The organism is Gammaproteobacteria bacterium (assembly GCA_016705365.1).
Classification (GTDB): domain Bacteria; phylum Pseudomonadota; class Gammaproteobacteria; order Pseudomonadales; family UBA5518; genus UBA5518.
Genome location: JADIYI010000006.1, coordinates 94,143 through 105,826, shown reverse-complemented (window position 1 = coordinate 105,826; position 11,684 = coordinate 94,143). Strand labels below are relative to the sequence as shown.

Here is an 11,684-nt window from a genome sequence, read left to right as displayed (position 1 = left end):
CGCGATGATCACTGCAATCGCGCTCGGCGTGCTGGTGGGGCTGGTGCTCGGGCTGACCGGCGCGGGCGGCTCGATCTTCGCGGTGCCGCTGCTGATGTGGGGCTTGGGATGGACCCTGCCGCAGGCGGTGCCGGTCGCCCTGCTCGCGGTGTGCATCGGTGCCGGCTTTGGAACCGTGGTGGCCTGGGACGTGCGCCTGGTGCGTTACCGCGCCGCGCTGCTGATGGCGCTGGCCGCGTGGCTGATGGCGCCATTCGGCCTGCACGCCGCGCGGGTACTCGCGGTCGATATCCTGACGCTGTCATTCGCGCTGGTGCTGCTGCTGGTCGGTGTCCGCCTGCTGATCCAGGCGAGCCGCACCCCCGACGATGCGGCGGTGGTCCGCGCGACGGTCGCGGTGTGCCATCTCGATCCGGGCACCGGGCGCTTCGACTGGACCCCGCTCAGTCTCGCGGTGATCTCCGCGATCGGTGCCTTGACCGGGTTTCTTTCCGGCATGCTCGGCGTCGGCGGCGGCTTCGTGATCGTGCCCTCGCTGCGCGCGGCCACCGATCTGAGCATGCATTCGGCAGTCGCCACCTCGCTGATGGCCATCGCCCTGATCAGTGGCGGCACGGTCGGGGTCGCGGTATTGCAGGGCCAATCCATTCCCTGGCTGGTAGCGCTGCCGTTTGTCGCGGGCACCGTGATCGGGATGTCTGGCGGGCGCCATGTGGCCGCGCGCATTGCCGGCCCGCGACTGCAGCAGGGCTTTGCCGGCGCGATGCTGGTGGTGGCTGTCGCGATGGCATGGCCGCTGCTGGGCTGAATGCGCGCGCTGGCCGGGTGGCGCGCGTGTCGGTGCTCTTGGCTGCCCGGCGTTATACTGGTGCCGTTTTTCGCTCCTGAACCTGGAGGCAGGCCGTCATGCTGCTGTTGCGACAATTGATCGATCCCACTTCCTCGACCTACACCTACCTGCTTGCCGACGGCGCAAGCGGCAAGGCGGTGCTGATCGACTCGGTGTTCGAGCAGGCGCGCCGTGACGCGGCGTTGATCGAGGAGCTCGGACTCGAACTGGTCGCGACCCTGGAAACCCACGTGCATGCCGACCACGTCACGGCAAGCTGGCTGCACCGGCGCCGCTTCGGCAGCGTGATCGCGCTGGCGCGTGTGGGCGCGGCCCAGGGCGCCGATCGCTATCTGGAGCACGGTGACAGCGTCGGGTTCGGCAAGCGCAAATTGCGGGTGCGCGCGACGCCCGGCCACACCAGCGGTTGCATGAGCTACGTCCTCGATGACGAGAGCATGGCGTTCACCGGTGATTGCCTGCTGATCCGCGGCAGTGGTCGCACCGATTTCCAGCAGGGCGATGCGCGCCTGATGTACCGCTCGGTTCACACTCAGCTGTTCACGCTGCCGCGTGCCTGCCTGCTCTATCCGGCCCATGACTACCGCGGATTGACGGTAACCAGCGTGGGCGAGGAGATGCGCTTCAATCCGCGCCTCGGTGGCGAGATCAGCGAGGACGATTTCGTCGGCTACATGAGCAACCTGCAATTGGCGCACCCGCGCCAGATCGATGTTGCGGTGCCGGCCAACCTGCGCTGCGGCGAGCCCGATGTGCAGGCACCGGGCGACGAGCAGGACTGGGCACCGCTCGGCTATACCTTCGGGGGTATCTGGGAAATCAGCCCGCAGGCGCTCGAGGAAATCATCGGTACGGTACAGATCGTCGATGTGCGCGAGCCGGAGGAATACGTTGGTCCGCTCGGATACATCGACGGCGCGCGGCTGGTGCCGCTAGGGCAGCTTGCGACGCGCAGCGGCGAATTCGACCGCGAGCGGGGTCTGGTGACGGTCTGTCGCGCCGGGGCGCGCTCGGCGCAGGCCTACTCGATCCTGCAGAAGGCGGGCTTCACGAAGCTGGCCAATCTGTCCGGCGGCATGCTGCGCTGGCGCGCGCAGGGGCATGCCGTGCGTGGCGGCAGCGAATGAGTCGTGCTGCGAATGCAGGGTCAGGCCCGGGCGTAGTTCTCGAGCAGGTAGCGGCAGATATCCTCCGACTCGAACATTTCGCTGCCGGTATTGGGATCGACCAGGTAGGGTAGCTGTACCCGCCCGGCGCGCTCGAGCAATTCGCGCCGGCAGCGACCCTCGACCGGCAGCTCCGGAAACAACGCCTTGCGCAGTCGCGGCGGTCCCAGGTCCTGCCACACGGCCTTGCCGGTGTTGCGCAGCAGGTAGGCAATCTCCAGTTCGCACAGTAATTCACGGACGCGGCGCGAATAGGGGCTCGCTTCGAAACTGAACAACATCAGGGGCTGCGCGGGCCGGATGGATTTGCGCACGCGGAATCCGGCGCGCCCACGCATGGCGCTGGCGCTCATCGAGCTGCTGACGTCCAGCATGCGCATCAGCCGGGATGGCGGATGGCGCTGACCGTACTCACGATAGAGATAGGCGATGATATCGGCCGATTCGTAAAGGGCCGTACGGGTGTTCCGATCGACCAGGTAGGGAAATAGCGACTGACCGCCGCGCTTGCGGGCGCGGGGGCGATAACGGCGACCGCTTTTCGGACAGGGAAAGATCAACGCATCGAGGTCGAGTTCGGTCAGCGCTTCGCGCACCAGGCGGCAATAGGGGCAGGCTTCGATGTCATAGAGCTGCAGCACCTTGGCGGGCTGCACGGCGGCGGGATGGGCGTTGGTGCCGCGCCACAGCCGCAGTGAGGAGGCAAGACTGGAGCTGATCACGTCGAGGGTATCGTCCATGGCGGGCTCCTGATCAACACCCGCATCTTAGCAGAGCGAGCGGCCGAGGACAGCTACAGGCTCGCGACCGCCGGGGAAGCTTCTTTGCTGGGTGCCGGCAGCGCGAAGTGACTTGCTGCTAGACTTGCGGCCAGGCAACAGCGAGGAATTCGTCATGGAGATCACGGGGCTCGAGAACAAGGTGGCGGTGGTGACCGGCGCGGGTCGGATGCGCTCGATCGGGCGGCCGATCGCGGTGGAACTGGCACGTGCCGGCTGTGATGTCGTTTTGACCGGTACCGGGCGCGCCCCGGATCGTTATCCCGCGGAGGAGCAGGCGGCCGGCTGGCAGGATATCGAATCAGTTGCCGCCGAGGTGCGCGCGCTGGGTCGGCGCGCGCTCGCGCTGGTCAGCGATGTCGCCGATCCACTGGCGGTCGATGCGCTGTTCGAGCGCAGCCTTGCGGAATTCGGCCGGGTCGATGTGCTGGTCAACAACGCCGGCGCGGCGCGTGGTGCCGATCGGGTGCCGGTGGTCGATCTCGAGGTCGAGGAGTGGCGCAAGGTGATCGAGGTGAACCTGAACGGCACCTTCTACATGAGTCGTGCTTTCGGGCGTGCGCTGCTCGAGCTCGGCAACGGCGGCTCGATCGTCAATATCTCATCGATCGGCGGCAAGATGATGGCCGCACGCACCGCGGCCTATGCAGCCTCGAAGGCGGGCATTCACGCGCTGACCTGCGCGATGGCGGCGGAACTGGGTCCGAATGGCGTGCGGGTGAACGCGGTCTGCCCCGGCATCATCGACACCTATCGCATCGACGATATCGGGCGGGGCGAGCAGTGGCAGCAGATGCTCGAATCCTATGTGCCGCTGCGCCGCGCGGGTACCGGCCTGGATATCGCGAATATCGTGGTGTTTTTATGCAGCGATCAGGGGGCCTGGATCAGCGGTCAACTCTACAGCGTCGACGGTGGCATGGTGCCCGGTCGCTGACAGGGCGGCATCAGAGATAATCCGCGGCGAGTTGCCCGGAAACCGTCCACAAGCGCTCGGCAAGCTTGCGGTTCTCGGCGCGCCGCGCCGGCTTCGTGATATTGCTATCGGCAAAATATTCGCCGCTCACGCCGGCGAGGGCAGGGTGGGTGGCGACGTAGCACTGGGTCGCGGCGCCCTGCTCGACGCTCTTGAATGCGATATTCGCGATCAATCGCATTGCGTGGCGCAGCACGCCCGGCATGTGCCGTCCGAGGTTGGTGTTGATCACGCCGGGGTGCACCGCGTTGGCGGTGGCGCGCGTGCCCTCGAGCCGCCGTGCCAGCGCTTTTGCGGTCAACAGGTTGGCCAGTTTCGACTGGCCGTAGAAACGCCATCCGCTGTAGCCTTTTTCGCCCGAGAGATTGTCAAAATCGATCCCGCATTTCGGTGCCGCCGCATGGCCCGCGCTGGACAGCATCACGATCCGCCCGGCCGGTGCCTGCAGTACCTTGTCGAGCAGCCGGTTGACCAGCACGAAATGCCCCAGATGGTTGGTCAGGAACTGCAGTTCCAGCCCCATTTTCTGTTCCAGCCGCGGCAGGGCCATGATGCCGGCGTTGCAGATCAGGGTATCGATCGGGCGACCGAGCGCGTTGATGCGATTGGAACACTCGACCACCGATTCCAGGTCGCTCAGTTCGCAGGCAATCGCGGTGGTCTCGCCGCTTGCCTGGGCGCAGGCCTGCTCGGCTTTCTCGAGGCTGCGCGCCACCGCGACCACGTGCGCACCGCGCAGGCTCAGCACCCGCAGCGTCTCGAGACCGAGCCCGGAATTGGCGCCCGTGACCACGATTGTCGTGCCGCCGAGATCGAGGCCCTCGGTTACCTGCTGGGCGGTCGCGCGACGGTCGAATCCGGATCTGCTGGAAGAAGTATTCATGACACGGGTTCCTTGGGGCGGGGTTTGCAGCGCTCGAGAAATTCGCCGATGTGGCCAAAGGCTTCCGCCGCTTCGGCAACAGTGCCCTCGAAGGCATGCCATACGTGCAGCATATCGTGCCAGGTTTCCAGCGTGGCGGGGGAGCCCGCGGCCCGCGCCTTGTTCACGTAGCGGCGCGAATCGTCGAGCAGCATCTCCGCCTCGCTGGCATGCACCAGCGTTGGCGGCAGTCGCGAAAGCTCGCCGTGAGCCGGCGAGATGCGCGGGTCGCAGGGTCGCAGGCGGTTAGTGAACCACGATACCCACAACAGCAGGCCGCGCGGTATCTTTGCCATGCGCCCGAACATCGGGCCGAGCATATGATCGCTGTGCAGGTTAGCGATCAGGCTTGGGCTGCTCAACGTGCCATCGGTGGCCGGTGAAAGGGCCACCGCGCCGTCGGCGGGCCGCAGACCCGCATCGCGCGCCCAGGCGATCAGCGCCAGGCACAGATTGCCACCCGCTGAATCGCCGGCGACGAACAGGGTCTCGAGCGGCGCGCGGCCGCGGGGTCCATTCTCCAGCAACCAGCGATAGGCATGTTTACAGTCCTCCAGCCCGTCGAGGCGCCGGTGCTCGGGCATCAACCGGTATTCGACGACCAGTACCGCGGCACCGGCTAGCCGCGACAGACGCGAGGTGATGGAACGATGGCTCTTCGGGCTGCCCATCGTGAACGCACCGCCGTGCAGGTAGAGCAGTCGGCGTGCCGGATCGGCGCCCTCGGCCAGTACCCATTCGCCGCGCACGCCCTCGCTGTCCACAGGGCGGATCTCGACCCCGCCCAGGTCCGCGCGATCGCCGAGTTCGTCCATTTTCCGGCGCAGGTAGACCAGTTGCTCGCGTCCGCCCGGCTTGCCGGTACCGCCGCCGATGAGCTCGTTCAGCAGTGCGATCGCCTCATAGTGACCGGCACTTGGATTGCGCGGCTCTCCGCGTACCACGTGCCCTCCCTGGTCGAAGCGCCCGAGATCCTCGCCGCGCAGATAGAAGCGCGTGATCGCCCAGATCGCAATCGCAATAAACAGGATGATGCTCGCGGTCATGGTCACGGCGGGGCTCCGGCACGAAGTTCTGGACGGCAGGCAGTGTATACAAGACCACTCGTCTTCGTGTGGTTGATTGTCGCAGGCTACGCGATGGTGGCGAGCGTGCAATTGTGCGAGCGCCATCACGGGCGTGCTTCGCGGGGCTGGCTATACTCGAAGCTCGAGTGTGTGGCGAGAGCAGGAGTCATGGAGTCTGTGTCGCGCCTGGTGATCCTGGTGCTCGTCGTGTCCGGCGCATGGTGGTTGTGGAGCGGGCCGATCCGCAATATGCGCACGGTCACTTTCGAGGAGCAGATGGAACTCAATCTTGACAACATGAAGCGCTGCCTGCGGTCGAAGGAGTACGTGGCCGGCGCAACCGGTGTGTCCAGCGAGGATCCGCAGGGGCAGTGCGCGAAGAAGTACCGGCTCTATCTGCACGAGGGCAAGTGGTACAGCTTCGATCAGAAGCGGCCAGGGTGAGTGGTGCTCGCCGGTGGCCGGGCAGGGGATGGCGCCCAGGGGCGCGTCGTGATCGGGATGCCGGCGCCGGGCAATTTGCCACTGATCCGCTCGGCCCGCCCGGGCGTAATCGTGGGCGTTGATGGCGCCACGCCGGCGTGGCTGGAGACAGCCTGCTCCTCCTCGTCCGTGGAGAACTACCAGCCGCGTGGCGGCCATCTTTTTTGTTGCGAACCAGCAGTATCACGTTTCGCGGAGGTTTTTCATGGATACGCTTTTCACTTTTCTGTTCGGCATGCTGCTTGCCGGAGCCGGGGTGGTGTTCGCCATCCTGGCGCATGATCGCTCGCGCGAGCGGACTCTGGTGCAGGCAGGTTGTCCGCTTGACGAATGAACCCGTCTGGCGAGCCGCGGTTCGATAGCCACGGCAAGGCGGTTCGCGCTCATTCCCACTACCAGTGACCGGAAGGCTGAAGGGTGCGCGGCGGGCCGATCGGCGCTACCCTGTGCACCGCGAGGAAAGGCTGCCGTTCGCGGCGTGGTTGTTCTCGCGTTCAAACAAAATCTGGCACACGATGTAGAAAATGAAAAAGTATGGTGCGGAGCTTTTTGGAACGTTCTGGCTGGTGCTCGGTGGTTGCGGCAGTGCAGTCCTGGCCGCTGCGTTCCCGGGAGTTGGCATTGGCCTGCTTGGTGTGGCTCTCGCCTTCGGCCTGACGGTACTGACCATGGCGTATGCGATCGGCCATATATCGGGCTGTCATCTCAATCCCGCGGTTTCGGTAGGCCTGTGGGCGGGAGGGCGTTTCCCGGCCTCTGATCTCGCGCCTTATATCATCGCGCAGGTGCTTGGCGGCATTGCGGCCGGTGGCGTGCTGTTTGTGATCGCGAGCGGCAAGGAAGGATTCGATGTCGCGGCGGGGTTTGCGTCGAACGGCTATGGCGCGCACTCGCCGGGCGGGTATTCGATGCTTGCGGCGCTGGTCTGCGAAGTCGTGATGACGATGATGTTCCTGCTGGTGATCCTGGGCTCGACCGCCAAGCGCGCCCCGGCCGGATTTGCCCCGATCGCGATCGGTCTGTGCCTGACGCTGATCCACCTGGTCAGCATCCCGGTCACCAACACCTCGGTCAACCCGGCGCGCAGCACCGGGGTGGCGCTGTTCGTGGGCGACTGGGCGGTCGCGCAACTGTGGCTGTTCTGGGTGGCACCGATCGTCGGTGCGGTTCTCGGTGCGCTGGTTTACCGGGCGCTTGGCAACGCCGACGACTGATCGTCGTGCCGCGGGCCGGCCGGAATCCGGCCCGTGGCAACCATTACTTGCAGGCGCGCTGTCCGGCGACGATTCGCGCGCATTGCGTGGTGGCGTATTCTGCAGCCTGAGCATCCGCTCGAGAGGTTGAACCGTCATGCATTCAAAGAGCGCTTTACCGAAGGCCTGTGCCATCTGCGGCAAGTCGTTTGCGGCGCGCAATGTGGTTTCCGGCGAGATTGTGCGCAAGGAAATGGCGGCCGAAATTCTCAAGAGCGTTCCGGACTGGTCGTCGGACAAATTCATTTGCCGGCCGGATCTCGCGCGGATTCGCGGCAGCTACCTGCATACGCTGCTCGAATCCGAGCGTGGCGAATTGTCATCGCTCGAGCAGGAAGTCGTACGCAGCATGCGCGAGCACGAGTTGCTGTCTTCGAATATCGATGCGGAGTTCGAACAGAACTGGAGTTTCGGCGAGCGGCTCGCCGACAGGATCGCCTCTTTCGGGGGCAGCTGGGCATTCCTGATCTGCTTCGGAGTGTTTCTGTGCATCTGGATCGGCATGAACTCGATGTTGCTGCTGTGGCGGCCACCGGATCCCTATCCCTTCATATTCCTGAACCTGATTCTTTCCTGTCTTGCGGCGATCCAGGCACCGGTCATCATGATGAGCCAGAACCGCCAGGAGGCAAAAGACCGGATTCGCTCCGAGCACGATTACCAGGTGAACCTGAAGGCGGAACTCGAGATACGGCACTTGCACGAAAAAGTCGATCACCTGCTGTCCCATCAGTGGGAACGCCTGGTGCAGATTCAGGAACTGCAGCTCGAGTTGCTGGCGGACCTGGGCGCGAGAAAATGAGCTCGTGGCTCTCCCCCGGCTGATTTCCCTGGCCCCGCGCCTGGCAGCGAGCTTAGCGGGCCGGCGCGCGAAATCTCAGCGGATCGGGAATCTCGTAACCCGCGGGGAAGTTGTGGCGCCAGGCGAGCCGCTCGATCCGCTCGCAGATGCGCCAGCCCTCGGCGGTGCGCCGCAAGCGGTCCTCGAACCAGATCCCCTGAAACGACATCTGGCGTTCGCCATCGGCGTTGGGCAATGGCACCGCGATGTACTGCATCGAGCGGCAGCTTGCCTCGTCGCCGGCGAGGCGGATCACCAGGTTCGAGCACAGGTGCTGGTAGGCCGGGTAGGGGAATGTGTTCAGCACGCCTTCGGCATACCTGCGCACCTCGGCGGGCGTGCCTTTCATGGCGCCGGCCTCCGACCAGTCGACCAGCGCATCCGCGGTGTAGATGCTCTCCCACATATCCCAGTCGCGTTCATCGATCGCGGTGATCTCGAGGTACAGCAGATCCTCGATCTGCACCCGGTCGGAGAGTTCCTGCACGGTGAGCGTGCCGCTGAGCTTGTCGAATCGTTTCATCGGTAGAGGTCTCCTTTGGAGTGGTGAGCGGGCTGGAGTCCGAACAGCCAGCGGCGCAGTTGCTCGCGGTTGGCGACGATGATCTGCTGGGCGCTGGGGTTGGCGTCGAGGATGTTCATGTCGATGCGCAGCAGTTGCAGCAGGTAGTGCACCAGCGCGCCGCGGGTCGCGATCGCAAGCGCGCCGTCGTGCATTCCGTAATCCTGTTCGATGATGTCGCGCTGGTGGGGATCGAGACGGGTATCCGGCACGATGCGCACGGTTACCCGGGTGTTCCAGGCCTCGTCGGCGGCAGCGGGATTCGGTGACTCGTCCATCAGGTCCGCCTCGCCGCGGAAGCGGCTCAGCACGAAGTCACGGTAGTCGCGGTTCTTTTCGCAATAGGCGCGCAGATGCCAGCGTGCGCCGCTGAATACCAGGGTGTGTGGCGCGATCACCCGCGTTTCGACCTCGGGCGTGGTGAACGATACGTATTCGACCTCGACGCGGCGTGCGTCACGCGCGGCCTCGAGCAGCGGGCGCAGGATCTGCGGGCGCACATTGCGCAGCGGCAGCGCCAGTACCTCGGTATTGGCGTGCTGCAGGCCGAGGCTCTCGAAGCGCAGCGCGAGATCGCGGTGCCGGTTCAGCAGTTGCAGGTACTCGTCGGCCTCGCCGGCGGTGACCTGCGGGACGAAACCGGGCGCCGGCCGATAGCCCTTCAGACGGACGTCATACAACAGGTTGCCGGGCGCGATCTCGCGGTTGTAGGTGTTGATGTCCTTCGAGGCCTGCTGGCGGCCGATTCCGAAGGCGTGGCCGAGGTGATTGGTGGTGAGCCGGCCTTCCCACAACGCCACGATCTCGATCAGGCGGTAGCGGGTGAGCAGATCCCATCGGTGGGGCCAGGCGGCGGTGTCCATGTGTTCTCCGGTGTTCGTCCTGCGTGGCCATTGTGCCTGATCGCCCCGGTCGCATCAGCCTTGCGCGGCACCTGTAGCAAATCACGACATATGGGATTGAGTGGCGGCAGGACTGGCCTGTATTTTGTATTCGTGTAAATTATCAGAAATAAAATATAACATACTGATAAATAAGAATGTAAATATCATTTTTGTGGACTGACCCGGTCGTTTTTTGAGCGACTGTTCGTGGCGGCTGTCCGGCATCCCAACGGTAGATCCGTCGATCTGCGCGCAAATCCTACATGTGCAAATTCGCAGTATGGCGAGTCGCGCCGACTTGGACGAAACTGCGTCCAACGGTACCAGCCGGTACTCTCGGGAGGTGGATCATGAGCGAATCGACAAAACAGAAAATCGTGTTCGAGCTGAGCTTTCACGCCGCAAAGCGCCAGCGCCAGCGCGGCGTGAGCAATACCGATCTCGAACTGGTGATGCGCTACGGCGAATCGGTGGATGAGGGTTTCGTACTGAGCGATCGGGCGCTGGCGCTGGCCCGCCGCGATATCAAGCGTATCCTGCAGCGCCTCGATCATCTCGCCGGTGTCGCGGTGATCGAGCAGGACGGAACGCTGGTCACCACCTACCGGGCCGACAACCGCCGCGTGCGCCGGCTGCGGGCCGCGGAGACGGGCCGTGCTGCGCGCCAGCTGCATTGATCGAACACGCCGGGCCGGGCCATTCTCCCTACAATGGTGCCTGATCGACAAGCCGGACCCGCACAGGAAGCTACCGAGCACATGAAGATCCTGCATACCTCCGACTGGCACATCGGCCGCCAACTGCATGGCGTGGCGTTGATCGACGATCAGCGCCATGTGCTGAAGCAGATCGTGGCGATTGTCGCTGCGCGCGCCATCGACGTGGTGGTGATCGCGGGCGATATCTATGACCGCGCGGTGCCTTCGCCGGATGCGGTGACGCTGCTCGACCAGGTGCTGCATGCGCTGAACGGTGAGTGTGGTGTGCCGGTGATCCTGATTGCCGGCAACCACGATGGCCCCGAGCGCCTCGGCTTCGGGGCACGCCAGCTCGCGCAGGCCGGCGTTCATGTCTGCGGACCGCTGCTGCCGCAGCCGCAGCCCGTGCTGCTCGATGATGCTCACGGCAGCGTCGCGTTCTACCCGTTGCCCTATGCCGATCCCGCCACCGTGCGCCAGGTGCTCGGCGCGGACGTGCAGGGCCACGAGCAGGCCATGAGCGCACTGACCGCGCAGATCCGTGCCCACAATCCCGAGGGGCGGCGTTCGGTGGTGATCGCGCATTGTTTTCTCGAAGGCTTCGAGAGCAGTGATTCGGAGCGTCCGCTGGCGGTGGGCGGCGTGGAGACGGTGCCGGCGGCGTGCTTCGCGGGCTTCGATTACGTGGCGCTTGGTCATCTGCATGCCCCGCAGGCGCGCGGCGCCAAACATATCCGTTACTCGGGTTCGATCCTGAAATACTCCTTTTCGGAAGCCAGGCAGCACAAGAGCGTGACCGTGGTCGAGATGGACGCCACGGGCCGGTGCGCGATCGAGCGAGTCGAGCTGAAGGCGCGGCGCGACCTGCGGGTGATCGAGGGCGAGCTCGAGGCGCTGCTGGTCAATGGCCGCAGCGATCCGCAGGCCGAGGACTACCTGCTGGTGCGTCTGCTGGACACCCACGCGATGCTCGATGTGCTCGGCAAGCTGCGCACCGTGTATTCCAACGTGCTGCATATCGAGCGCCCGACGCTCAACGAGGGCGGCGAACGGCGCGCACCCGAGCGCGACCGCCTGAAGCAGGGCGAGATGCCGATGTTCCGCGATTTCTGGCAGCAGATGACCAATGAGAAGCTCGACGACGGCGCCGCCGCCGTCGTCGCCGAACTGCTCGGGCAGATCCATACCGGGGCGGATGCCTGA

Annotated in this window: 13 protein-coding genes; 8 read left to right on the top strand and 5 right to left on the bottom strand. The window is 64.9% G+C overall.

The features are described 5' to 3' along the window. Nucleotides 1–4 precede the first annotated feature (4 nt). On the top strand, nucleotides 5–808 hold the full coding sequence (locus IPF49_06460) for a sulfite exporter TauE/SafE family protein (GenBank protein MBK6287272.1): 804 nt from the start codon (nucleotides 5–7) through the stop codon (nucleotides 806–808). Nucleotides 809–909: 101 nt separating this feature from the next. Next, on the top strand, nucleotides 910–1,977 hold the full coding sequence (locus tag IPF49_06455) for an MBL fold metallo-hydrolase (GenBank protein MBK6287271.1): 1,068 nt from the start codon (nucleotides 910–912) through the stop codon (nucleotides 1,975–1,977). Nucleotides 1,978–1,997: 20 nt separating this feature from the next. On the opposite strand, the gene IPF49_06450 is transcribed toward IPF49_06455, so the two are convergent. Next, the gene (locus IPF49_06450) at nucleotides 1,998–2,756 is read right to left on the bottom strand and encodes a glutathione S-transferase N-terminal domain-containing protein (protein ID MBK6287270.1); all 759 of its coding nucleotides are present in this window, start codon (nucleotides 2,754–2,756) and stop codon (nucleotides 1,998–2,000) included. Nucleotides 2,757–2,910: 154 nt separating this feature from the next. Here IPF49_06450 and IPF49_06445 point away from each other — a divergent pair, with 154 nt between their 5' ends. Continuing rightward, nucleotides 2,911–3,732: an SDR family oxidoreductase gene (locus IPF49_06445; GenBank protein ID MBK6287269.1), complete on the top strand. Its 822-nt coding sequence runs from the start codon at nucleotides 2,911–2,913 to the stop codon at nucleotides 3,730–3,732. A 10-nt stretch (nucleotides 3,733–3,742) separates the two neighbouring features. Here IPF49_06445 and IPF49_06440 read toward each other — a convergent pair whose 3' ends face one another. Then, nucleotides 3,743–4,654, bottom strand: coding sequence for an SDR family oxidoreductase (locus IPF49_06440; protein ID MBK6287268.1), 912 nt, complete (start codon nucleotides 4,652–4,654; stop codon nucleotides 3,743–3,745). Then, complete coding sequence (locus IPF49_06435) at nucleotides 4,651–5,739, bottom strand: alpha/beta hydrolase (GenBank protein MBK6287267.1); 1,089 nt, start codon at nucleotides 5,737–5,739, stop codon at nucleotides 4,651–4,653. The genes IPF49_06440 and IPF49_06435 overlap by 4 nt, the downstream gene beginning before the upstream one ends. A gap of 189 nt (nucleotides 5,740–5,928) precedes the next feature. Between IPF49_06435 and IPF49_06430 the strand changes: the two genes are divergently transcribed. From IPF49_06430 to IPF49_06420, 3 genes are all read left to right on the top strand, one after another. Next, nucleotides 5,929–6,204 carry a hypothetical protein gene (locus IPF49_06430; GenBank protein MBK6287266.1) on the top strand — a complete coding sequence of 92 codons (276 nt, stop codon included), beginning with the start codon at nucleotides 5,929–5,931 and terminating at the stop codon, nucleotides 6,202–6,204. A gap of 563 nt (nucleotides 6,205–6,767) precedes the next feature. Beyond that, nucleotides 6,768–7,457 carry an aquaporin Z gene (gene aqpZ / locus IPF49_06425; protein ID MBK6287265.1) on the top strand — a complete coding sequence of 230 codons (690 nt, stop codon included), beginning with the start codon at nucleotides 6,768–6,770 and terminating at the stop codon, nucleotides 7,455–7,457. 136 nt (nucleotides 7,458–7,593) lie between these two features. Then, nucleotides 7,594–8,298: a DUF1003 domain-containing protein gene (locus IPF49_06420; protein MBK6287264.1), complete on the top strand. Its 705-nt coding sequence runs from the start codon at nucleotides 7,594–7,596 to the stop codon at nucleotides 8,296–8,298. A gap of 52 nt (nucleotides 8,299–8,350) precedes the next feature. Here IPF49_06420 and IPF49_06415 read toward each other — a convergent pair whose 3' ends face one another. Together IPF49_06415 and IPF49_06410 are read right to left on the bottom strand one after the other, a co-directional pair. Then, entirely contained in the window at nucleotides 8,351–8,860 is a 510-nt protein-coding gene (locus IPF49_06415) for a nuclear transport factor 2 family protein (GenBank protein ID MBK6287263.1), read from the bottom strand. Further along, complete coding sequence (locus IPF49_06410; GenBank protein ID MBK6287262.1) at nucleotides 8,857–9,762, bottom strand: WYL domain-containing protein; 906 nt, start codon at nucleotides 9,760–9,762, stop codon at nucleotides 8,857–8,859. The genes IPF49_06415 and IPF49_06410 overlap by 4 nt, the downstream gene beginning before the upstream one ends. A gap of 371 nt (nucleotides 9,763–10,133) precedes the next feature. Between IPF49_06410 and IPF49_06405 the strand changes: the two genes are divergently transcribed. Then, nucleotides 10,134–10,460, top strand: coding sequence for a hypothetical protein (locus tag IPF49_06405; GenBank protein MBK6287261.1), 327 nt, complete (start codon nucleotides 10,134–10,136; stop codon nucleotides 10,458–10,460). An 81-nt stretch (nucleotides 10,461–10,541) separates the two neighbouring features. Beyond that, nucleotides 10,542–11,684, top strand: a complete 1,143-nt coding sequence (locus tag IPF49_06400; GenBank protein ID MBK6287260.1) for an exonuclease SbcCD subunit D — start codon at nucleotides 10,542–10,544, stop codon at nucleotides 11,682–11,684.